Source organism: Sphingobium mellinum (assembly GCF_037860795.1).
Lineage (GTDB): Bacteria > Pseudomonadota > Alphaproteobacteria > Sphingomonadales > Sphingomonadaceae > Sphingobium > Sphingobium mellinum.
Genome location: NZ_JBANRK010000017.1, coordinates 42365 through 65776 on the forward strand (window position 1 = coordinate 42365; position 23412 = coordinate 65776).

Below are 23412 nucleotides of genomic sequence, written 5' to 3' on the forward strand. Positions count from 1 at the left end.
GGCGCAAGGGCCTGGCCGTCTCCGCCGCTGCGCGGCTCCGCTTGGTGATCGCGGGGGTTTCCCCGCCCTTCCGTCGCTTCGCTCTGTGCAGGGCGGGTGATCCCCCTCCCCCGCGATCAGCCCGTATTTGCGCCATTCCCCGACCCAGTTCGCCACTTGGCAGAAGTCGATGGGGCCATCGCCTTCGGCTCCATTTTAAGAAGGGAAACAGCACAATGGCTAAGACTTCAAAGCCCACGATCCTGCACCTGACAGTCGATCAACTTCACCGCAGCGAGCAGAATGTTCGCAAGAAACCGTCCAGCGCCGCGAGCGATGCCGAAATCTCCGCTTCCCTGCTGTCCGTTGGTCTTATTCAACCCATGGTCGTGATCCAGCGCGAGGCGGGCGGATATGAGGTAATCGCTGGTGATCGCCGCCGTCGCCTTCTCACCGCGTTGGCCGAGGCCGACGCGACCCGAAAGGCACTGACTTTCCCGTGCATGAAGGTCGAGGACTTGAGCAAGGTCACAGAGATCAGCATGGCCGAAAACCGCGCGCGCGAGGCAATGGCCTTGCCCGATGTGTATATGGGGTTCGCTGCCATACGGGCCGAGCGCCCCGAAGCGACCCTAGAAGAGCTAGGCGCGATGTTCGGCTATGATGTGGCCCGAACGGCGCGGATCATGCGGATTGCGAATCTGCACCCGGAAATCATGGACCTCTACAGTGCGGGCGAAATTGATGATGCCCAGGCACAAGCCTATGCGGCCACCGAGGATCGTTCGCTACAGATCGCCGTCTATCGTCAGTTAGAGAAGGAGGCGACCCGCCCGCACGAGAAGAATGCGAGTGCCATCCGCAAGGCAATGAACTCCGGCAATCACGAACTGACCAAGCTAATGTGCTATGTCGGCGTCGAGGCTTACCGCGAAGCAGGCGGGCAATTTGAGGCTGACCTGTTCGCGCAGGATGGCGCTGGCATCGTCCAAAGTCCCGATGTGCTGCACCAGCTAGTCGAGCAGCGCATGACCGAGGATAAGGATCGGTTCGAGCATAATATCTCCCGCAATGGCCGTGTGCTTGGCGAGAAATGGGGGCTTGCCGACCTACAGTTTTCGTGGGCGGCGACACCTCCGCAGATCAAGCAATACGGCTATCTTTCGACCGACCATGAGCTTCGCATTCGCAATCCGAAGCGGGGCGACCTCCCCAAAGACCTCGCGAAAATCTATGCGTCGATGGAAACGCGCCTCGCTGCGATGATCGGGGAGGATGACGAGCCGCTGGCCGATCAGGAAGAGACTTACGAGAAGTTGGCGAGCGAAATTGCCGAGCTGGACGCGCAGCGCACTATCATCCTGCCCAAGAAGGGCGCGGTCGTTGCCGTCGCGTCCATCGAGAACGATGGCAGTTTTGACGTAGAGCTGTGGTTTGCAGATCGCGCGGCGAAAGGTGCGGAACTGCCCAAGGGCGCGACCGAGCAGCGCGAAACCAAGCCAGCGCCGACACCGGCAGAGGCCGAGCGCGCGCGTTTCGGGCTATCGAAGGACAACATGCAGGTCATGATGTTGATCCGGCGCGACATGATCCGGGCCGAGCTTATGCAGTCCGCATCCGCCGGTTCGTCACTTGCGCTCGACTTCATGCTGTTCACGCAGGCCCGCACGATCCTAACCCCGGCGCAGGGCTATGGGAACACCGTCTATTTTCATGGCGAGCATCAGGGCATCAACGATCTTCCGCACGATGAGGACGGCACCACCAAGATTCACGATCTAGTCGGGAGCCGCCCCGAGCGTGTCGCATGGCGCACCACCAAGGAGGGCTTGGCGTCGGGCGAATGGATGACGGCCCGCGATCCGATTGAGGGTTTTGCGCTGTTTCGCAATCTGCCCGATACGGACAAGAACAAGGTGGCGGCGATGATCGCCGGTCATATGCTCATGGCGACCACTTCGGTTTATTCTGATGGTCGCACCCCGCGCATGGTCCGTGAGCTTGCCAACAGCATCGAGGCCGAGGCCGGTTTCGGACGCTGGCGCGATACCGTCGAGATGGACGAGGCGTTTTTCAACACCTTCTCCAACAAGGCCCGGCTTGCTCTTCTCGAAACGTGGGGTCTGGCAGATCGCGCCAAGGGCATGAAGGGCAACGAAACCGCCGCCCTCTGTGCCCGCATCGCGAATTGCGACGAAGAGGACGCCAAGTTGCTTGGCCTTCATCCCGACGATGTTGCCGAGGCGGTGAACTGGCTCCCCGACTTCATGGAGAGCGCCACCGTTGAACCTCTCCCCGCCAAGGAGGAACCGGAGGCCGATGAAGCCGACGAGCTGGGGGACGAGGATCAGGACGACGAGGCCGCTTGATCCAGAGCGGGGGGCTTCGGTCCCCCGCCCATTCCTACGCAGAAAGAGGGACCACCATGGCCCGCCATTGCATCCGCGAACCCCGTTATATCCCGCCTGTCCACGTCATTGGCGAACAGCCTGACTTGTTCGGAGGGCCTACGATCAGCCACGCAACCGAGCGGAAACCCGTAGGGGCGAAGGCGCTTCGCGCTATCACGAAATGGGCCATCACCCCTTGGCTTGGCGACGTGGACCGGAAAACCGTTCTCGGGGAAGCACCGGCCCCCCTCCCCGTCTATCTCGTCGCTTGCGTTGCCGCAAAGATGGATCACGCCGCCGAGGCGCGCGAGCTTTATATCTCCCCGTGGTTTCGCAAGGCTCGCGCCTATGTCGAGCGCAACGGATCGCCCTGGCTGATCCTTTCGGCAAAGCATGGCCTGATCGCCCCCGGCACGGTTATCGAACCCTATGATGCGACCCTTGGGGCGATGGACGCTCCCGCTCGCCGCCTTTGGGGCGCTCGCGTGCTGGACGAGCTGGCCCGGGTTGTGGACGTGGCCGCCCCCCTGATCGTTCTTGCTGGCCGCAGCTATCGCGATCCGTTGTGGCCGAGCATCGCAGCGCGCGCGACTGGGGGTGACTGCACGAAAGTGACTTTTCCGTACGCCAAGGGAGAACGGATAGGGAACGACGGGAGTAGACGTGCACAGAGGATCAGCCGTCTTTCCGGTTTTTGAAATTCGCTGTGGCAACGGCTGTCCACGAAGCTTCGATCATTTCCGTCAAGCTGCTATCGGGAAGATCTGTCCATAGGAGGCGCGTCCAGCCCGTCCCCATTCTTGTAACGACAGGGGCAGTTTGAGCAGTGCGGTCAGGCCATCGGACGAAAGTTGGGCGAATATCTTTCCACCGACACGGAAGGATGGAGAACCGTGGTGAGGCTGTTCGATCGCACCGGGAAGTGCAATTGTTGCTTCGTCTGGAACCGTCTCGTCGATCAACCGTGGCGGATCATGTCCATCGACCTACGAATTTGGGCAGATGGGTCATGATCCGCCGAACTTGGTATTATTGAGAATGCGGTTGAAGGTCGTGTCGACCTTCCGATCGGGCGTTTCCTTGCAGCGACCAGGCCCCCATTATTCGGACATCATCCATCGCGCGCAATCGATGCCAAGTTCAGCAATCGCACGCTGTTTAAACTTGGCATTAGCCTTGGGCGGGAGCATGTCGATCCACCTTCCGTTTTGTCCCTTGTTGAAGAACGCCTTGCCATCTTCCTTCCACAGGCCCGTTCCATGAGGAACGTACCTGCCAGCATGCGCCCTCATGTAGTCGAGGCCGCAGTTGCGCAAGATCAACGGCAGCCTGTCTTGGGCCAGCGGGATTTCTACAAAGGCTGCGATCCTGCGGACTTGTTCGTCCAAGTCCGCGATCAGATCAGAATAGTGCACGAACAGCACATTGGGCAGCATCCGCGCCTGCCACCAGGACTGCACATTTTCCCAAAAAGGCCAGAACGGATGGCCATCCTTCTCGAGCCAGGTGTCGAAATAATCGAGGATCGAGGGCGGCGGCGGAGCAACCACCCGCAGACGTCCGGAGGAACCCGCGCCCGTCTCCAGGGGCAACCGCGCATCCTGGCTGACCGCGACCTGATGATCGTAAAGGCTCCAGACGATATCCCGGCCGTCACGTCCAACGTAAATATATTTGGCATTCTGCGAGAAGACCAGCGCATCGATGGGCAGGTGTGTCTTGAAAACACGGCGGTGATCTTGCGCCGCGATCAGATCCAGTTTTACTTTCTTTTCCGGATAGACCGAGTCCAGCCACGGCGAAATATTCGAAACAGACACTTCCTCGTCCATGTCAAAAATCAGCTGGGCAAGGATCTGCTGAACTAAGGTCGTTCCGGCCTTGGCGTAGCTTGCAACAACAACGTCATCATCGCGATATCTCAGATCATTCCAGATCGTGGAATCGAAAAAGCGGCTTGTATATTCCTGTTTCTTGCGAGGGCGGTAGCTTGTGTCCATGTCGGCCTCCCCGGGCTCCATGCGTCAACGAAATGTGGATTCGCGAAGGTCGTCGAGATAGTTGCGGACATTGCTTTCAAGCTCGTCGGGCTTCTGCTCCGGCATTGACCGCCTGCGGAACGCCATCCAGCGCGATTTCTTTTCGCGCGCGTGCAGCCAGGGATAAGCGGCATCGGGGCGGGCAATGCCAAGAAACGCGCAGAGCGGATCCCATCCGTCTTTTGCGTCGAACACGAGCAGGCGGTCGGCGGGAGCTTCCTCGATGACCGCCTGATTCCAGCGCCGGAAATAGTCGGTCATGAATGCCCGGTCGCCGATGTGGTCGCCGAAATCCCTGCGCTGAAAATCGCTGAGCGCAAGGCCGTCCCTGCCCAGCAGCGTTCCTTTCCGTTTAACCGGAAAGATCGTTTCGGTGACCGATTCGAACCAACTGTCCGGGTCGCGCGTTGTCAGAATGACTTTCGCCTGCGGATAGTGTGCCATCAATTCGCGCCAGAACAGGCAGCCCGGATAGTCAACGGTCGCGCGGTATCCGGTGAAGATCCGGTTCCAATCCGGCGCGCCCCTGATGGCGTCGTTCCAAAGCGGCAGAGCGGTGCGCACCATCGCGGCGATTTCCATCGTGTGATAGCAGGGGCTGATCCCGAGTTGTTCCAGCGCGAGCTTCAGAGACAAGGTGCCGGTCCGCCCCAACCCGGCACCGATAACGCGAAGGCTCATGTCATTTCCCCTATCTGGTCTATGGTAGCCAACGATGGGCGGTCAGGGTTTCCGATATTCCGAGATCACCGTGCGGCTCGTGGAGACGAAGGCGTCCTCCTGCCAGTTGCTCCATCGCCCCTGCAGCGCGAGCCCTGCCAACCGCGCGAGCAGGTCCAGTTCGCTCGGCCATACGTAGCGGATCCGGTGGTGATACACCTTGGGGCGCTCGCCGATTACGATGATGCGCTGCTCCAGCACCTGGGAAACCAGATCGCCTTTCACGCCCATGAGCTGGACGGATGCCATTTCGTTTTCGCCCGAGGGAAGGTCCCACATGCGATTGAGACGGAAATCCCCGCTGAAGATCGATTCGTTGGGAATAATCGTCTGAATCACCAGCGATCCGCCGCTGGCTAGGCGATTCGCTGCATTGGCGAAGAGGCGCAGCTGGTCGTCCTGCGTTAGAAGATAATTGAAGGACGCCACGCAATAGATGAGGCCGAATGGCCCTTCTAATGGCACGTCCGCCATGTCGCCCAGAACGAGGGACAGCTTCTCTGCCCCCGGCTTTCGCTTCAACCGTTCAAGCATTGCCTCAGAGAGGTCCACACCGGAAACCTCAAGCCCGCGCGCGGAAAGCGGCAAGGCGATGCGCCCCGTTCCGACGGCGAGTTCGAGCGTCGGGCGACCGTCGGCGATTTGCGCGAGCGCATCCACGCAGGGGTTCATGACGCTCTCCGACCAGTGGTCCTGCCAGCTGTCGTAGAATTCGGCATAGCTATCGTAGTGATTGACCGCGCGAACCGTCATCAGCAGTTCCTATCTGTCCCGGCCGTCTGCGGCGCGGTGTGTTAAAATCATGGCTATACCCATGGGGCGTAGAACGAGTGCAGGATAGGGCCGTACCTTGGCACCCGGTGCGGCGTTCAACGCAAAGCGCCTCAAGATGCAGAACAATATCGCCATCATATGCGTCATGCTGAAATGGTCGCCGATGCATCGACGGCTGCCTCCACCAAACGGGAAGAAAGCATAGCGCGGCAATCGCTGCTCCAGCTTGCCGTCCAGCCAGCGTTCCGGCCGATAGTGTCCGGGCAAGTCAAAATGGCGGGCGCTGCGGTGATTGACCCAGGGGCTGATCATCAGCGCGCTGCCCTCCCCGAGGAAGAAGCCCCCCAGCGTCGTATCCTTGGAGACGATCCGACCAGTCAGCCAAGCCGGCGGGAACAATCGCAGGGCTTCCTTCAGTGCGGCCATGGTCTCGGCCATCGCGGCAAGGTCGAGCGAGCCGGCGCCTGAGGATTCCCAAGCGCCCCGCGTCGATGCGACGACATCGACTTCCCCTGTCACCCGTCGCATGGCATCGGGATGCAGCGTTAGCAGGTGCAGGGTCCAGGCAAGCGCCGCAGCCATAGGCTCCAGCCCAGACAGGACCATCGCGCAAAACTCGTCGCACAACCAGTCGTCCGTCCCATCCCGGGCCGCTTCTGAGGATTCGACCAACGGCCGCCCATTGTTTAAGCGCCATTGCTGTGTGCGGGCGAGCGCTGCACGGGCAACGCCGCTCGCATTGTGCCGGGCGGTAGTTAGGCGAGCTTCCGCCCGATCAAATAGCTGGATTGGAAAGCGTTTCCGGTCGCGTGTTTTCACCATGATCGCATCGGCAAGCGTGACAAACGAAGCGCGTTCGTCATCAGCGAGCGTGGTTCCGAAAAGATATTGGCTGCCGACATCCAAACATAAAAGCTGCAGTATTTTTCTGACATCGGTATGCAAAACATCCGTACCCCATTGAGCAAGATGACGCTCCGCGATCTCAACTGTTTTTTCTACGCCTCGCTCGACCCGTTCGAGATGGAAACCCGGCTGCAGCGACTTACGTTTCCGGCGCCAGTTTTCACCAGCACTGTTCATGACCGAAGCGGGAAAATTGACCATTCCCAAATCTTCATCTGGGCGCGATTTGACGAAAACACCGTCCTTTTCGTGAAAAATCGCTTCGATAAGCCCGGGGTCGGTTACAACATATACGTTATCGTCAATCTCAACCAGGCAGCTGCTAAAATAATGGCATTGAGATAAAAAATAAAGTGGGTCTTTTCTAAAGAGGGAAGAGTTATTAGAAAACAATTTACTTTTTATACGAGGAATATCACTCTGGGATTTTTCAGTTGAATACACTGACAACCTCATGAGCTTATTAATGAATATAAGTTCATAGAATAAAAATATCTTAAGTAATTTTAACAGAAACCGATATAAGTTATAGACGATATATTTGATAAGCGCCGCCATTAAGACGTGTCATTTTTACCCATCAATAATGGCGATAGAATAGAAGTCCCGGGCAACGATAAATCGCCGACCGGGACATCGTTAACGAAGTTAGTATGTGTAAATATACCGCAGATTGCGGCTATTTTTCTTGTATGGCTTGATGAATGCGGAGATAAGCTTCTTCATATCTTGCTCCTATTAGCTCGTTGGCGGCCCACCCAATTGATAAAACACCTTGCCGAGTCGTCAATTGGGTGTGTTATCAACAGCTATCATTCGCAGATTGGATGCAATAGGGTATGCGGCACGCCGTTAATCCGATACGACAAATGGAAAAAGACCGCAGGCATGTCTAATATATTTCGTTTTTATGACAGGATCGGTTCCATCGCAATGGAACCATATTTGTCATCCTCTTCGAGAATGTAATTGCTCACCTGGTTGGCAGAAAGGTGTTGCGCAGGTGGGGCGGATTTGATTCACCCTGCACATGTCGATCCCGCCGCGCCTTGGTCTGAGCGAAGCCGAGAAGGATAGCCTGCTGTTTCAGCAGCAGGAGATGATCGAGCGGATGGCAGCACGGATTTCCGAGCTGGAGGCCTTGGTCGGCAAGCCGCGCAAGACATCGACCAATTCCCATATTCCGCCCTCGAAGGACGAGTTTGGCCGCAAGGAGCGCGGCAAAGCGGCGGCAGGCAAGCGCCCGCCACGCGAAGGGAAAGCACGGCCCCTGGCGGATGCGCCAGACAAGACCGAGCGCGTCATCGCCGATGCTTGCGGTCATTGCGGGACCGATGTGTCGACGCAGACCCAGCACTGCCGGCATCGTTACGATCATATTGATCTGCCGCCGATCGCGCCGATCGTGACGCGGATCGAACTCTTTGGTGGTCGCTGCCGCGGCTGCGGGCAACGCTATCGCGCGCAAGCGCCGGCAGGAATGCCGCCCGGCACGCCGTTCGGGCCGGGAATCCGGTCGCTGCTGACGTATCTGCACCACAGCCATCATGTCGGCTTCGAGCGGCTGTCGCGGATCGCGGCCGAACTCTTCGGGATGGTCATCTCCGAAGGCGCCATCGCCGACATCTTCCGTCGCATGGGCCAGGACATGGCCGCTGCCACCAAAGCGATTGGCGACACGCTGCTCTCGGCCCGGATCATCGCTTCGGACGAGACGACGACCCGGACCAATGGCATCACCCAGTGGCAGTGGGTGTTCATCTCGGACAAGGCCGTCCTGCACAAGATCGCCCCACGCCGAGCTCGCAGCGTTGCCGAAGAGGTGCTCGGTGGTCACCAGCCCGACGTCTGGATTTCGGATCGCTATGCCGGACAGCAGGAACTCGGCAAAGCCCACCAGGTCTGCCTCGCCCACGTACTGCGCGATGTTCAATATGCCATCGACTGCGGCGATACGATCTTCGCTCCAAAAATCCGCGATCACCTGCGATGGGCTATCCGGGTCGGCAAGCGACAACACGAACTCAAGTCCTCCACCCTGGCAAGCTATGCCGCCAAGGCTGACACCAAACTCTCCCAGTTGATGCGCGCGCCGGTCGCGCATCCCGCCGGCCGCATCCTGCTCAGGCAGATCAAGGCCTGGAGGACGAAATTCTTCGTGTTCCTCACCAACCGCGAGGTGCCGGCCACCAACAATATCTCCGAGCGTGAAATCCGCCCGTCAGTCGTGTTCCGAAAGGTCACCAACGGCTTCCGCTCGGACTGGGGCGCCCAAATCCACGCCGGCTACCGCTCCGTCACCGGTACCGCCCGTCTCAGCGGAAAATCCGCTCTCGACGCTATCCGGGACCTCGTCGATGGAAACTTCGCCGTCGCCTGATCTGCCTGTCACCAGCCACAACCCGGTGAGCAATTACTCGAGAATGGGGTTTACAACTTGAATTCTATCAAGCTATTCGTCAGCCTGCTTTCGAACCTTCCGAGGAACCATTTTATTTTTTCGCGAGAGGGCGCATGGACGCTAAATCAACGGTATTGCCGACGGCCACGAGCGACATATCGCAAGCTAACGCCGATCTTGATCAATTTGGCTATGCGATCCTAGCCGACGTTGTGACGAGCTCCGGACTGGAAGTTCTTCGCAAGCGGCTGATTGAACAGGCACATGCAGAGCGCCTGGCGGGCATTGCTCTCTTGAATGACGAAAATGACAAGCCGCTGCCGAAGGAAACAATCCAAACTGTCGATCCGGTCCTGATTCCGCGACAGATCGTGATGATGCTCTACAACAAAGGTGAGCCATTCCGCGAAATCGCGCACGACCCCAATCTTCTGGCTTGCGTGCGGCACGTGCTAGGCGGTCGCGAGTTTAATCTTTCCGGTCTTGCGGCTCAGATTACGAACCTTGGAAGGACCGCCCAGAAGTTGCACACGGATCAAGACCAGTTGCCATTTGATCCGTCAAAGGTCTATGTGGCCAATATCCTCGTGATGGTCAGTGATTTCACCGAGGCGAACGGTGCCACGATAGTTGTTCCAGGCTCGCACCGTTGGCCGCGTCCGCCTTGGTCGCGTAGCCCCAATACCGCACCCGACTACCCTTTCCGGAACGGTGGCATGCCGGCTATCGCGATGGATAGCGTGGCGGTGGAGGGCAAGGCAGGCAGCGCGCTCATCTTGGACGGTCGTTTATGGCACGGAGCGGGCGCGCATGTCGCGCCGGGGGTTCCCCGGCATGCTATTTCCTGTTCTTACATACTGCCCTTCCTCAGGCAGTACGAGAATTTGCCGGCGAATGTCATGCCAGAAATATTCAAAGCCCTCTCTGACGAAGAGCGGTGTCTCCTGGGTTATGCGGGTGCTAGAGGATCGATGGGTTATGTTGAGCCAGCCGCCGCCCGGATTGGGGAAAGCACGCCAATCGGGCTGATTTGACGAACGTAACGCAGGCTCAAGTTCAATCTTTGTGCATTTGGGCCAATCGGATAACACTGAGGTTCGGTCAAACAGAAAGTTGCCCCCCGTCATCGTCTGAGCTGCGCGCCTCGACGATACGTTGCACTTTACGCCAAACACCAGCGCCGCAGCCGCCTTATAGTCGCGTGGGTGCACTCCATCTTGTGAGCCAATGCCGGTCAAATTCGCCGTTCGATCTCTATGGCGATATGCGATGCGATACGGGGTTCCCGTAACATTTTTCCCAAAAGTAGCGGTAGCGGGAATGGCGGAAAACAGCCATTTCTGGCAGTTCTAATTTTCTAAGTGATTGAATTTGTGTGGCGTGCAGCTTTTTCGACATTTTGGGACTCCGGTCATGGATGTTTGTAGCCTTTCCTCTGTAAAGCGGCGGGGTTCGAGTCGATGCGGGATTGGCGCGCGCAGTATCTGGGGCTAACGACGTTTCCGGCCACGCGTACTGGGGTCACTGCACGAAAGTGAAGTTTACGTACGCTAGGATCGAACGAACGGCGAACGCTGACGGTGCTAACGTCGGAAGGGTATGACGACAGCCTGGTCGAGGAAGGCGCGCATACCTTCTTCATCGACGGTCTGACGGAAAGCGGCATGCGCGGCATCATCAGTCGCGAACAGGTCGTCCCAGACCGTAGACGTTCCATGCTCGTTTTCGACCTCAAGCGACCAGCCCGGCTCATTTTCCAACCGGATGATGTTCACTCTCACGGTGACGCCCTGCTCGGTGACGAAACCAGACAGGCTCGAGGTGACGATGCTGGGATCGCGTTCGTGCATCACTCTTTCCTCATGCTTTGACTGCGGTTTTAGCAGCGGTGCCTTCGAGCGCCTTGTAGAGCGCGGTTTTGCCGACCTTGAGGCGCGTGGCCGCTTCGCGAACTGTCAGCCCTGCCGCGATATGATCGCGCGCCTTACGCAATTTGTCAGGCGTGATGACCGGACGCCGACCGGCAAGGCTCCCCCGTTCCCGCGCTGCCTTCAGCCCGGCGTTGGTGCGCTCGCGGATCAGGTCGCGCTCGAACTGGGCGAGCGAGCCGAAGATGTTGAACACGAGCATCCCGCCCGACGTGGTGGTGTCGATCTGCTCGGTGAGCGATCGGAAACCGACACCACGCGCGGCCAGTTCGCCGACCTTCTCGATCAGGTGGCTCATCGAACGGCCGAGCCGGTCGAGCTTCCACACGACCAGCGTGTCGCCGGCACGCAGATAGGCAAGCGCTTCGGCCAGCCCCGGCCGATCGGTCTTCGCGCCAGAGGCGTGGTCGTCGAACGTGCGCTCGCATCCGGCCGCGTTCAGCGCATCATGCTGGAGCGCCAGCTTCTGGTCGCCGGTCGAGACCCGCGCATAGCCGATCAGCGCCACGGTCGGTCTCGATCTGTCCGTTTTCCCATCGATTTGCATTCTTGTCCGAATCGCCATCGCGGGTCCAGAGTTGACGGACATATTAATGCTGGCCGCCAGAGGACCGTCTGACGGACAGGGTTGGAAAGGTCGTAGCGCATGGCAAGGCGGCGGTTGCTGACACGCGAGGCGCTCGCCCCGCATTACGATCCCCCGACCGACGAACGGGAAATCGCCCGTCATTTCACCCTCAGCCGCGAAGATCTCGATCTTGTCAGCGAACGGCGCGGAGCGTCGAGCCGGCTCGGGTTCGCGCTACTGCTGCTCTACATGCGTTGGCCGGGCCGCGTGCTGGAGGCCGGCGAGAAACCACCGAGCTCTATCCTCGCCTTTGTCGCCGAGCAGATTGATGTGCCGGCGAAGGCGTTCGACGATTACGCCCGTCGCGATGAAACCCGCCGCGCGCATCTTGCCGATCTCATGCAGCACTTCGGGCATGCGGCTTTCGACCGGAACCGCTTTCGCGCGATCGTGGCGTTCGCGATGCCGGTCGCGCAGACTGTCGCCCAGCCTCTCCTGCTCGCCGGCACCGTGATCGACGAGCTGCGACGACGACGGGTGCTGCTGCCGCCCCCGAATGTCATCGAGGCGATCGTCCGACACGCACGCCAGCAGGCCGAACAACTCACCTATGAAATCCTGACCAAAGGCATCGAGGCCGACAAGCTCGTGGCGTTCGACGCCTTGCTGGCACGGCGGTCAGATCAGGGAACGACATGGCTGGCCTGGCTGCGCAACGCACCGCAGTCGCCAGCAGCGCGCAACATTCTGCGGCTGCTCGAACGGCTCGATCATGTCCGGACGCTTGGCCTCGACCCAGCGCGTGCCGGCATGATCCCATCGGTGGCGTTCGATCGATTGGCGGACGAGGCGGTGCGGATCACGCCGCAACATCTCGGCGAACTGGCGGCCATGCGCCGTCACGCGACGCTTGCGGCCGCAACCATTCGCCTTGAGGAAAGCCTGACCGACGCCGCACTCACCATGTTCGACAAGCTCCTCGGCAGCATGACCCGTCGCGCGGAGAACCGGACGCGCGACAAGGCGATCAGGACGGTGCGCGAGATGCAGGGGCATCTGCGCGCCCTGACCGATAGCTGCCGCGTGCTGATCGACGCTCACGCCAATGGTATCGACTCCCTTGCGCGGATCGGCCCGTTCGACTGGGAACGGTTCGGCTCCGCTGTCGCCCAGGCGGAAGTCCTTGTCCGCCCCGAGACGATCGACCGCACGGCCGAATTGATCGAGCGGCATCGCACGGTGAGGCTGTTCGCCGGGCAATTCCTGCGGGCGTTTGCGTTTCGCGGCGCCGGCCCCGTGCAGGGCATCCTCGATGCGCTTGCCATCATCGCCGATCTCTACCGCACCGGGAAACGGCGCCTGCCCGACAAGGTGCCGCTGCGCTTCGTGCCGGCAGGCTGGCGTCCGTTCGTGATCCGCGACGGTGTCGTCGATCGCGCGGGTTATGAACTCTGTGCGTTGTCCCAGCTTCGCGATCGGTTGCGGGCCGGCGATATCTGGGTGGCGGGCAGCCGGCAGTATCGCGACTTTGACAGCTATCTCATCCCACCTGCCACTTTCGCGGCGTTGCGCGAAAAGGGGCCACTTCCGCTCGCCATCGAAACCGGGTTCGATCGTCATATCGAGGATCGCCGTGGGCGACTGGACCGCGCGATCGAACGGGTGACGGTGCTGGCTCGGCAAGGTGAACTCCCGCAGGTCCGGCTCGACGAAAACGGCTTGATGATCTCGCCGCTGAAGGCGATCACGCCGCCCGCAGCCGAGGTTGCACGCCGCACCGCCTATGACCGTCTTCCGCGCGTGAAGATCACGGACATCCTCCTCGATGTGGATACGTGGACCGGGTTTGGCGACTGTTTCACCCACCGGCGTTCGGGTCGACCGGCAGATGACCGTAACGCGCTGCTGACCGTCATCCTTGCCGACGGCATCAATCTCGGCCTGACCCGCATGGCGGACAGTTGCCGGGGCGCCAGCCTGCGCCAGCTCGCCCATCTGCATGACTGGCACATCAGCGAAGCCGCCTATGGCGAAGCGCTGGGGCGGTTGATCGACGCACATCGTGCGATGCCGCTTGCAAGATTATGGGGCAGCGGCATCAGCTCGTCGAGTGACGGGCAGCAATTCCACGCCGGTGGGCGCGGTGCCGCGATCAGCGATATTAACGCCCGCAACGGCAACGAACCCGGCGTGTCGTTCTACACCCATATCTCAGACCAGTATGATCCGTTCGGCTCGCGGGTGATTGCCGCGACCGCGGGCGAGGCTCCCTATGTCCTCGACGGTTTGCTGTACCACCAGACCGGGTTGTCGATCGAAGAGCATTATACCGACACGGGCGGCGCGTCCGACCATGTATTCGGGCTGATGCCATTCTTCGGCTATCGCTTCGCGCCGCGCTTACGCGATATCAAGGAGCGCCGCTTGCATCTGCTGCCCGGTCAGGAAGCTGGGCCGTTGCTCGCCGGCATGGTCGGCGATCCGATCGCGCACGACCATGCAGCCGCGCATTGGGACGAACTGCTGCGGCTTGCCACCTCGATCCGGACCGGGACCGTCACCGCCTCGGCGATGCTGCGCAAGCTGTCCGCCTATCCGCGCCAGAACGGTCTGGCACTGGCATTGCGCGAGGTCGGGCGGCTCGAACGCTCGATCTTCATGCTCGACTGGTTGCAGGACATCGATCTGCGCAGGCGAACCCAGGCCGGGCTGAACAAGGGCGAGGCGCGCAACGCGCTTGCTCGCGCATTGTTCTTCAACCAGCTCGGCGAGCTGCGCGACCGCCGGTTCGAGAACCAGTCCTACCGCGCCTCCGGCCTCAACCTGCTGGTCGCCGCGATCATCCTGTGGAACATCCGCTATCTCGAACAGGCATTGGCCGACATCGGCACGCCGGACGAGGTGGCCCGCCATATCGCGCCGCTGGGTTGGGAGCACATCGCACTCACCGGCGACTATAGCTGGGAGCGGGACGATAGACCGGGGCCGGATCAGCTCAGACCGCTTCGTATGGTGCCGTCGTTGTTGGCGGCCTGATGTATCTATCAGGGCAGGAAGCGAGCAAATAGAACATACCAAGCCAGGCAATCCGGGGGACGACATGCCAACAGAGCAGTATTTCGAAGTTAGCTGTTCACCAGACCGGGCTTTCGACGGATTCACCGATCGAGCGAAAATCGTCGATTGGTGGGGCGACCCCAATGTCTACAAAACCGTATCATGGACGGCCGATCTCCGAGACGGGGGGAGTTGGCGGGCGGAGTTCGAGGCGCCTGATGGCGCGCGTTTCGGGGCCGAGGGCATGTACGTGTCCATTGATCGACCAACACGGCTCGAATGGACTTGGAAGGCTGATTGGGAGCCAGAGGTGGAAAAGACGATCCATATGAGCTTCATACCCTCGCCTGCAGGCACGAAGATGATCGTTGCAACGGAAGGCCATCTCTCTGCCGAGGCACAAAGCCAGGATGAAGCTGCTTGGGCGATGATCGTCGGTTGGTTCAACCGCGCCGTTAGCGAACAAGGTGAGTGACTTCCGAACCCGAGCGCTTGCACTTCCCGGTGCGATCGAACAGCCTCACCACGGTTCTCCATCCTTCCGTGTCGGTGGAAAGATATTCGCCCAACTTTCGTCTGATGGCCTGACCGCACTGCTCAAACTGCCCCTGTCGTTACAAGAATGGGGACGGGCAACGTTTCCTGATGCCTGTCTGCCGGAGCCTGGCCGATGGGGGGAGACGGGCTGGACGCGCCTCCTATGGACAGATCTTCCCGATAGCAGCTTGACGGAAATGATCGAAGCTTCGTGGACAGCCGTTGCCACAGCGAATTTCAAAAACCGGAAAGACGGCTGATCCTCTGTGCACGTCTACTCCCGTCGTTCCCTATCCGTTCTCCCTTGGCGTACGGAAAAGTCACTTTCGTGCAGTCACCCCGACTGCGCCGATGGAAGGCTTGGGGATAGGTGAGCAGTTGGCTTGGTTATCGCGCGCCACCGCAAATATATGAGTTTCCGAGCAACCGAGGACGAAGGCGAAATCTCCAAGGTTGTTCGTCGTGCTGGCCGGTGGAGCATCCCGCTCCACCGGCCCCCTTCGCTGGATCGACGCCGTTCTTTATTCGTTCAAGACTTGATGATATAGGAAAGGCATGACGATGAGCGGCGGAACTGGCCCCCTGTGGACCCAAGATCAGGCGATTGCCTACGAGGCCGCGCTTGAGGCCATCAATGACGTGATCGCCGGGTACAGCGAGCAGATCGCGCTTGAGCAGGAGCGGCCTGCACCCAACACGGCGCGCATCGAATGGCTTGAAATGCGGACGGATCAGGCGACCGCAATCATGCACTCGCTCAACGTGACCGACACTGAAAATGTCCGGCAAGTTCTTTCTGAATATAGCGCCATCGTTCGCGCGCGTGACGCCGCCGAGGCCGTCCCCATCGCTGCCTAAGAAGCAGCATGGACCGCGACCCCGAACGACATAGCCTGTCATCCGACGCCCTACAGAAAATCTATGAAACCCGCGTATCTCCCCGCCTTTTCAGGGGTGCGGAGAGCGTCGAGCAGCCGACCGCGATTGTTCTAGGCGGGCAACCCGGCTCCGGCAAAACTCCCATGCAGAACCATGCTACCCGAGAGTTTGCGGGCAGCGGCGGAATGGTGAAGATCATCGGTGACGATCTTCGCGCTTTTTTGCCTCACTATAAGAACTTGCAGCGCGCCGACGACAAAACCGCAGCCTTCTATACCGACCGCGATTCTGGTCGATTGGTCGAAAAAGCCATTGCCGAGGCTGCACAGCGGCGGGTCAATGTTCTGGTGGAGGGTACGATGCGCAACCCCGAGACGGTCGCGGCGACCTTGCAGCAATTCAGGGATGCCGGGTTCCGCACGGATGCACGCGCCCTTGCCGTAAGCCCCGAAATGTCGAGCCTTGGCGTATTGCAGCGCTATGCGGAGCAGAAGGAGAGTCGGGGCATCGGGCGGATGACGACCACCGAGGCCCACCAGAGTGCTTTGTACGGGATGCTCGACACGGTGGACCGGATACAGGATGGCCGACTAGCCGACAAGCTCACGATCTATCGGCGCGGCGGCGAGGTGATCCATAGTTTCGACCTCAGCGGGCCGGCGCGCGCCGGCGAGCCTCGCGCCCGCGAGCTGGTGGAAAGGGAGCGCAGTCGGCCCCTGTCCCCGCAGGAAGCCCAATATAAGCAGCGAGAGATTGAGAGGCTGACCCCCATCCTGCAAAAGCACGGCGTCATCCCCGCGCGAGATCCGCAGCGCAATGGCGACCTGGCGCAGAGCAGGGACAGGCCCCCTCCCCGGCGCGACGAGGACCGGGAGCGGTAGCGTTTTTGGAATTGTGTGAAGGGAATACGATGCCCGACATCAACAAAGCTATGGAGGCCGCTGCTCGCGCGCTCTGCCGTTTGGCGAGCCATCCCGAGAACATCAAGTTCGAAGGCAAGCCGATGTGGCAAAGCTACTTACCAGAGGCAAAAGCAGCGCTCGATGCGGCCCTGCCATACCTTCGTAGCGAATAGGTAGAACGGATCAGAAATACGCTGAGGACTGGCATTGACGGGGTGGAGGTGCCGGCAAAGGCCCGTTTGTCGCACATGAGTGACGAAAACCGGGTTTCCCGTCATCTCACCTCCGCAACGCCACTTTGTGGGACTTTCCAGCCTTCTAGGAAGCTGCGGCGAATGATGGATTTCGCCAGAACCCGGCGCTTAATCCCGCTCGTGACCAGCGGCATCACACCGCTTCGTCTTCCTCCAATTCGACCGGGGCACGATCATGGAGCGCCCGCCACGGTTTCACGCGATCGTCCCCGGCAGCGGCCATGCGACGCAGCACAATCCGCCCTTTGGTGCGACCGCGACGGGTTTCCGGCCAGTGCGCAAATTCAGGGGTGGCCCCACTTTCTATAGCGTTGCGAAGATCCTTATCGACGACCCGATCCTCCTCCAGCGCGTAGCTGGCCAGAAGCGGTGCGAATTTGACGTCAATGGCGGGATCGTAGGGATGCTTCTCTCCCAACATCGTGCGCCAGGGCGATCGTGGATGCGCTGACAGAGCCGACTGCCACCCCTCCGGGATTGGCACGTTGGCGGAATGCGCTCGATCCTTAACGATCAATTTTGGGAGGAGATGAGTATGTGGACCTTCCGGTGATTTCCCGTTTGCGGGGGGTATATGCTGAAACACCTCGATGCGGCCTGCCGGTGACAACATGACTCTGTTCGGTTGGGCGCGCAGAAGTTCGACCGTCAAGCCCGCAACCGAGAACATGGACTGTCCTTCCGCTCGATTGAGAATATCGATCAACGCTGTATCTGCCGTTCGCAGACACATGGAAACCGCCCCACAGCCGACGCCAAGGTCAAAAAGCGGCGCACTGGCGTCCTCCGGTCGTAAGGCATGCCGATCGGGACCAAGAGGCATAATGCCCCGGTTCGTGGAGTCTGGTCGGGCGACGCAGAAGGCCAGAGAATGGCTCCAGCTTTCCCCATCGGCGGACAAACTGTCCCAAGCTAGCGCAGACAGGTTTGCCTTCGCATCGATCCGCATACCGCCGCGAGCGGTGACGATCTCTATGCCGTTAGCGTTATGATTGATTGCCGCAGGTTCGCCGACGTCGCGAACAAATTCACCGATCGCGCCGAAGCTCCCAATGCTCCAGCCATTGGCCGGATCAAGCGCCAAATCGGCAATAAGGTCGAAGGGTACAGGGTGCATGATATTCACCTTTAGTCGATGAAGCGGACGAATAGACCGGTTGGATCGCGCACCAGTCGGACATCGATATCGTAGAGCCGGGATAGCAGAGGCTCAGTCATGATTTCGGCCACTGGGCCGCTGCCCAATATGCGACCCTCGCGCACCGCAACGATTTCGTCGGCAAAGCGCAGGGCCAGATCGAGGTCATGGATCGCCATCACCACGGTGCGGCCCGCATCCGCGCGGGCCCGCAAGCGCCGGGTTGCGTCGACCGCGTGACGCGGATCGAGGCCAGCGGTAGGCTCGTCAACGATCAAGAGTTCCGGGTCGCTAACGATGGCTCGCGCGAGCATCGCGCGCGCCAGTTCGCCGCCTGATAGTCGCGTTGCAGGTCGATCCCTCAAGTTCATGAGGTCGCAATCCAAAAGCGCTTTATCGATGGCAGGCTGCATTGCGGCGGGCAGGGCGCCGAAGGTCGGCAGCGATGGCGTCAGGCCCAAAGCGACGACGCGCTCCACGCTGATGGGCCAGTCCACGACGGCTCGCTGCGGAAGGTAAGCACGCCGCTGGGCAAGCGCGCGCCTGCCGATTGCAGTCAGATTCTCGCCGCCCATTCGTACAGCCCCGCCTTGTGGCTTGAGCAGGCCCGCAGCGACATCCAGCAAAGTGCTTTTGCCCGCGCCATTGGGGCCGATCACGGCTGTGAGGCGTCCTGCTTGAAAGGTTACATCCACCCCGTCCAACACGGTCTGCCCTGCCCTCCGGACGGATATATGCTCTAGGGTCAACGCGCTCATGCGGTACGGCTCCGGACATGCAGGATCAGCCACAAGAAAAAGGGCGCGCCGATCACGCTGATGAAGACGCCCAGATTGATCGGGATGCCGAATATGAGCAGCCGGGTTGCGATATCGGCCAATACGACCAGAGTTGCTCCAACCAGCGCGGCAGGCAGCAGAACCTTGCCCGGTCTATGCCCGACCAATGGACGCACCACATGCGGCGCGATCAGGCCGACAAAGCCTACCATGCCCGCCACGGCCGTTGCGGCGCCGACGCCCAGCGCCGTACCGAACAGTGCCAACAAGCGCGTGCGCCCAACATGGATACCCAGACTTTCGGCCTGAGTCTCTCCCAGCGCCAGTGCATCGAGGCCTCGACCGGTGAGGAGCAGCAGGGCGCCACCAACAGCGATGAACGGTGCTGCAAGCCGAACATGGTCCCAACTGCGATCGGTCAACGATCCCATCAGCCAGGTCATGATCTCATAAGCGGCGTAGGGATTGGGTGAGAGATTGAGCGCGAGGCTGACGCCCGCGCCAGATATGCTGGAGACCGCCGCACCCGCCAAGATCAACGATAGCGTTCCGCCATTGCGCGACAATATCATCGCCAGCCCTGCGGTGATGAAACCGCCCACCAGCCCAAACAGCGGCGTTGCAAGAATGAAGCTGGTCGCAAAACCATAATAGATGGCGATAACCGCCCCCAGCGCCGCGCCCGCCGATACGCCAAGCGTCCCAGGCTCGGCCAACGGATTGCGCAGCAGTCCCTGAAGAACGGCCCCTGACAGGCCCAATATGGCACCCACCATGATAGCTAATATGACACGCGGCAGGCGGATTTGCGTCAGGATCAGGCCAGTTAGGTCATCCTGCCGGTGGGCAAGCGCCTTGGCAACGTCGTGGGGCCTAAGCCAAACCGTTCCAGCCAGAAGCGATGCAGCCACAGCGAACAGGAGCAACGCAAGCAAAATGGGGATGAGCCAGCGCTTCATTTTGTCGCCTTTCGAACAGCAAAGGGCAAAGGCGATTTGATGTCCGCCATGGCAGTGCGAAGCTGGCCTTGCAGCGCCAGAACGGCATCCCCGACCATCGGGGTGCCGCAAATATACCAGGCTTGCCTTATATGGACTGTCCGAGCTCCCGCCCAATATTGGCGGACCAAGGGGTGCCGCGCCAGATTGGCGCGAAGGCCCGGTTTTTCGTCGGTCGGCATGCCCTGTACCAGAAGCGCGGGAGCCGTCTTTAGCAGCACTTCGGCATCCGGCGCGCCGTAGGTTAACGCTGGTGGTTGGTTCGCCACATTCTCAGCGCCTGCGGCGTGGAGGATCGCATCATAGAGCGTCCCCCTCGCGGCATTGAATCCCGATCCGTCCCAAGCCGCGACACGAATTGGCCGCCTGGGGCCTTTGGGAATAGCGTTCAGTTGCGCATCCATACGCACAATCAATGCTTCTCCCCGGGCTTGCTCGCCTACGGCCATCGCTACCTGTCGGGTGATCGTTCGAATTTCGGCGAAATTATTTGCAGCGCCGACTTCGATCATCGGAAAGCCCAGACGCTTGAGCAGACCCCGTGTCGCCGGTGTGGTGAAGCTGCCCGCGACGACAAGGTCCGGCTTTTGGCGGATGATTTCCTCTGCCAGACCATGATTGACGCCTACCCGCTTGGCCTGGTCTGCCATCAGCGATCCACCGGGATTGCGAGACAACCAAGTGACCGAGGCGATGCGCTCAGGCGGCAACAATGCCAGCACCAGTTGGTCGGTGCATTGATTCATCGACATTACCCGCCCTGGCTGAGCCGGTGCGGGTAATGTCTGAGCGGGAGAAGCCGGGGGATGGGCCGCGCTGCCAACAGAAATTGGCAGTACGGCCATCAACACCCCCACCAGGATGCCGACCCTTTTCATCAGAAGTGGACGCGCACGCCGCCATAGGCCGCACGGCCCGGCGTTGCGAAGCTGAACACTTCCTCATAGTTCTCATTGAGCAGATTTTCGACGCGGCCAAACACCGCGATCCTGGAAGTCAGCTTATATTCTACGTTGACGTTCATCAAAACGTATTCGCGGAGCGACACGCGCACGGGAATATAGCTGGGATCGGTATAAGCCACGTCGCTCTGTCGACCATTGTAGCGCAGTGTCAGCGTGCCGGAGAAACGCTCATCCTTTGAGAACACCGTCGCATTGAAGCTGGCGATATGCTTAGGACGGCGCACTTCGACGATCCCATTCTCGCGGGCTTTGAGATAGGTGTAGGCCGCGTCCAAGCGAAGTTGCGGGATTGGCCGCGCGCTGACGAACGCTTCGATGCCGTGTTGCTTTGACTCTGTCGCCCTATTGCCTGGCGTCGCGATATAGGCCGGCGCAGGATAGGTCGTGTATATCTCGTCCTTCAACCGGCTGTCGAAGTAGGTCACGCCGATTGTCGAGTTGCCACCGATCGTCTGCTCGATCCCGGCTTCCCAGCCTTCTGATTTTTCGGGCTTGAGGTTCGGATTGCCGATATATTTGCCGTCGGAATAGCCGTAGAGTTCGTAATAGCCTGGGTTCTTGACGCCCGTACCAAAGGCACCGCGAACGCGGGTGCCGGTGGCAAAGGCATAGCTGCCCTGGACTCGCCATGTCGTCACGTCGTCAAATCGGTTATTCTCGTCCCGGCGGATGGAGCCACCGAGCGACAGGGCATTGTTGACCAGCAATTCATACTGCCCGACCAGGCCAACATTATCGGTGTGCCGTTTGCCCTCAAAAACGAAGGGGGATGGCGTGGTGTTCTGGAACTGCTCGCGCTCGACATCAACCGCTGCGGTCACTCGATGAACAACTGTATCGGTTCCAAAGCGCAGGCTACTGGTAAACGATCCCTTATAGCGCTGGCCCTTGTCGCCATAATCGAAGCCTGCGGCGGTATAACCGTCGCGCGTCGTATCTGCGATCTGCCCTGAAAGGATATTGGTCCATCGGCCGTCGAGGGCTGTGTGTTCGACGCTGACCAGACCGTAAAAGGCTTTGTTCCTGTAATGCACACCAGGACTGTCGACGGTGTAGCCGAATAGTGGACTGGCCGAATTGCTCTCGCTGTCATTGGTATCGGCGTCAGTATAGCTGTAGCGGCCGACACCTGTGATCTTGAGATTGTCTCCTGGTGTCCAAATCAGCTTCGCGCTGAGGCCAAGGCTATCCGATCCGACATCGCGTGAACCATTGCGTGCGGTAGGGGTCCCTCCTGTGTGATAATAGGAAGACGAAACGGCATAATCGAGATCGCCCGATACACCGGCAGCGCGGGCACTGCCGGTGTAGGTGTTGAAAGAACCGCCTTCCAAACGGGCGGTATAGCCGGGAGCTTCGGCACCCGACAGGGTCATGTAATGGATCACACCGCCGATGGCGTCAGAGCCGTAAAGCGAGGATTGCTGGCCGCGAAGCACTTCGATCCGCGCTTCCGGGTCAGCGATTAGCGTGCCGAAATCATATTCACCATAATAGGGATCGGCAGCTTCGATCCCGTCGATAAGGACAAGAACCTGATTGCCTTCACTACCGCGCAAGCGAAGCTGGGTCAGGCCACCAATCGCGCCCGTGCGGCTCACAGCCACACCGGGTACGTCGCGCAGGATGTCCGACACGACGCGGGTCTGGCGTGTTTCGAGAGCCTGTGCGTCAAGGATAGTTACGGAGGCACCGAGTTGGCTTACCTTGACGCCATCGCCCGAACGACTGGCGGTGACGACGATCTGGTCTTGGTTGGAAAAAGTGGAAGCTGACTGCGCATAGGCTGGTGCGGCCACTGCAAGCGCTATCACGGATGTAACTATGGTCTTCATGGTATTCCCCCTTGGCGCACGAGCAACGTGAGCGGTGGGGCGTACCGGCATACTCCGGTCGGCGCGCGACGACGAGCGGACGCCAAAAAGCGCCCGTTGCCAAGCAACCGTGCGGCCCCGCCGCATAGCTTCGTCGCTCAGACGGAGAATTACCGTGCCGTGACCATCCCCTGGACCATGGCAAGAGCGACCGGTGCGCTGGCAGGTCTCCTGGCTCACGGGTCAAAGCTTGATGCACGGCCTTCCCAGGCCTTGCAGGATTTAGCATCCGGCCCAGTGGCTGGCGGCTCGGGTACTCCCGTCCGCACATGTGCATCGCGCTCGCCGCTTACAGTTGCAGGGACAGCTGCGGATTTGAGTGAC

Annotated in this window: 22 protein-coding genes and 1 riboswitch; of the genes, 10 read left to right on the plus strand and 12 right to left on the minus strand. The window is 60.0% G+C overall.

The window, feature by feature from the left end:
- The first annotated feature begins 215 nt into the window (after nt 1-215).
- Entirely contained in the window at nt 216-2348 is a 2133-nt protein-coding gene (locus AAC640_RS15065; protein WP_340267693.1) for a ParB/RepB/Spo0J family partition protein, read from the plus strand.
- Nucleotides 2349-2404: 56 nt separating this feature from the next.
- Nucleotides 2405-3067: a DUF6884 domain-containing protein gene (locus AAC640_RS15070; protein ID WP_340267695.1), complete on the plus strand. Its 663-nt coding sequence runs from the start codon at nt 2405-2407 to the stop codon at nt 3065-3067.
- 45 nt (nt 3068-3112) lie between these two features.
- Here the strand turns inward: AAC640_RS15070 and AAC640_RS15075 are convergent, their stop codons facing one another.
- From AAC640_RS15075 to AAC640_RS15095, 5 genes are all read right to left on the minus strand, one after another.
- Nucleotides 3113-3331 (minus strand): MmcQ/YjbR family DNA-binding protein, encoded by a 219-nt coding sequence (locus AAC640_RS15075; protein WP_340267697.1) that lies wholly within the window; start codon nt 3329-3331, stop codon nt 3113-3115.
- Nucleotides 3332-3469: 138 nt separating this feature from the next.
- Nucleotides 3470-4369, minus strand: coding sequence for a sulfotransferase domain-containing protein (locus AAC640_RS15080; RefSeq protein WP_340267699.1), 900 nt, complete (start codon nt 4367-4369; stop codon nt 3470-3472).
- 24 nt (nt 4370-4393) lie between these two features.
- Complete coding sequence (locus AAC640_RS15085; protein WP_184477549.1) at nt 4394-5089, minus strand: sulfotransferase family protein; 696 nt, start codon at nt 5087-5089, stop codon at nt 4394-4396.
- A 42-nt stretch (nt 5090-5131) separates the two neighbouring features.
- Entirely contained in the window at nt 5132-5881 is a 750-nt protein-coding gene (locus AAC640_RS15090) for a class I SAM-dependent DNA methyltransferase (protein ID WP_184477547.1), read from the minus strand.
- Between the two features lie 9 nt (nt 5882-5890).
- Nucleotides 5891-7366: a cytochrome P450 gene (locus AAC640_RS15095; RefSeq protein ID WP_221232741.1), complete on the minus strand. Its 1476-nt coding sequence runs from the start codon at nt 7364-7366 to the stop codon at nt 5891-5893.
- 472 nt (nt 7367-7838) lie between these two features.
- Here AAC640_RS15095 and tnpC point away from each other — a divergent pair, with 472 nt between their 5' ends.
- Nucleotides 7839-9188 (plus strand): IS66 family transposase, encoded by a 1350-nt coding sequence (tnpC, locus tag AAC640_RS15100; RefSeq protein WP_184477546.1) that lies wholly within the window; start codon nt 7839-7841, stop codon nt 9186-9188.
- Nucleotides 9189-9322: 134 nt separating this feature from the next.
- Complete coding sequence (locus AAC640_RS15105; protein ID WP_184477544.1) at nt 9323-10243, plus strand: phytanoyl-CoA dioxygenase family protein; 921 nt, start codon at nt 9323-9325, stop codon at nt 10241-10243.
- A gap of 549 nt (nt 10244-10792) precedes the next feature.
- Here the strand turns inward: AAC640_RS15105 and AAC640_RS15110 are convergent.
- Complete coding sequence (locus AAC640_RS15110) at nt 10793-11059, minus strand: hypothetical protein (protein WP_184477543.1); 267 nt, start codon at nt 11057-11059, stop codon at nt 10793-10795.
- Between the two features lie 10 nt (nt 11060-11069).
- Nucleotides 11070-11645 (minus strand): recombinase family protein, encoded by a 576-nt coding sequence (locus AAC640_RS15115; protein WP_322790393.1) that lies wholly within the window; start codon nt 11643-11645, stop codon nt 11070-11072.
- Between the two features lie 138 nt (nt 11646-11783).
- On the opposite strand from AAC640_RS15115, the gene AAC640_RS15120 reads away from it, so the two are divergent.
- The 6 genes from AAC640_RS15120 (at nt 11784) to AAC640_RS15140 (ending at nt 17253) form a co-directional block, all read left to right on the plus strand.
- The gene (locus AAC640_RS15120; RefSeq protein WP_184477539.1) at nt 11784-14741 is read left to right on the plus strand and encodes a Tn3 family transposase; all 2958 of its coding nucleotides are present in this window, start codon (nt 11784-11786) and stop codon (nt 14739-14741) included.
- Nucleotides 14742-14805: 64 nt separating this feature from the next.
- The gene (locus AAC640_RS15125; protein WP_184477538.1) at nt 14806-15237 is read left to right on the plus strand and encodes an SRPBCC family protein; all 432 of its coding nucleotides are present in this window, start codon (nt 14806-14808) and stop codon (nt 15235-15237) included.
- A complete protein-coding gene (locus AAC640_RS18405; protein WP_422795005.1) occupies nt 15230-15559 on the plus strand; it encodes an MmcQ/YjbR family DNA-binding protein in 330 nt (109 codons plus the stop codon). Before AAC640_RS15125 ends, AAC640_RS18405 begins: the two co-directional genes overlap by 8 nt.
- Before the next feature lie 301 nt (nt 15560-15860).
- Nucleotides 15861-16157, plus strand: a complete 297-nt coding sequence (locus AAC640_RS15130) for a hypothetical protein (protein WP_206378017.1) — start codon at nt 15861-15863, stop codon at nt 16155-16157.
- A gap of 8 nt (nt 16158-16165) precedes the next feature.
- Nucleotides 16166-17059 (plus strand): zeta toxin family protein, encoded by an 894-nt coding sequence (locus AAC640_RS15135; protein ID WP_340267716.1) that lies wholly within the window; start codon nt 16166-16168, stop codon nt 17057-17059.
- 29 nt (nt 17060-17088) lie between these two features.
- Nucleotides 17089-17253 (plus strand): hypothetical protein, encoded by a 165-nt coding sequence (locus tag AAC640_RS15140; RefSeq protein WP_340267718.1) that lies wholly within the window; start codon nt 17089-17091, stop codon nt 17251-17253.
- A 214-nt stretch (nt 17254-17467) separates the two neighbouring features.
- Here the strand turns inward: AAC640_RS15140 and AAC640_RS15145 are convergent, their stop codons facing one another.
- The 5 genes from AAC640_RS15145 to AAC640_RS15165 form a co-directional block, all read right to left on the minus strand.
- Nucleotides 17468-18451 (minus strand): DUF6925 family protein, encoded by a 984-nt coding sequence (locus AAC640_RS15145; RefSeq protein WP_088190860.1) that lies wholly within the window; start codon nt 18449-18451, stop codon nt 17468-17470.
- An 11-nt stretch (nt 18452-18462) separates the two neighbouring features.
- A complete protein-coding gene (locus AAC640_RS15150) occupies nt 18463-19230 on the minus strand; it encodes an ABC transporter ATP-binding protein (protein ID WP_088182791.1) in 768 nt (255 codons plus the stop codon).
- Nucleotides 19227-20210, minus strand: a complete 984-nt coding sequence (locus AAC640_RS15155; protein WP_088182792.1) for a FecCD family ABC transporter permease — start codon at nt 20208-20210, stop codon at nt 19227-19229. The genes AAC640_RS15150 and AAC640_RS15155 overlap by 4 nt, the downstream gene beginning before the upstream one ends.
- Nucleotides 20207-20995, minus strand: coding sequence for an ABC transporter substrate-binding protein (locus tag AAC640_RS15160; protein ID WP_340267726.1), 789 nt, complete (start codon nt 20993-20995; stop codon nt 20207-20209). The genes AAC640_RS15155 and AAC640_RS15160 overlap by 4 nt, the downstream gene beginning before the upstream one ends.
- Nucleotides 20996-21126: 131 nt before the next feature.
- Nucleotides 21127-23049 (minus strand): TonB-dependent receptor plug domain-containing protein, encoded by a 1923-nt coding sequence (locus tag AAC640_RS15165; RefSeq protein WP_340267728.1) that lies wholly within the window; start codon nt 23047-23049, stop codon nt 21127-21129.
- Nucleotides 23050-23232: 183 nt separating this feature from the next.
- A riboswitch (cobalamin riboswitch) is annotated at nt 23233-23412 on the minus strand. This riboswitch is flagged as partial in the annotation.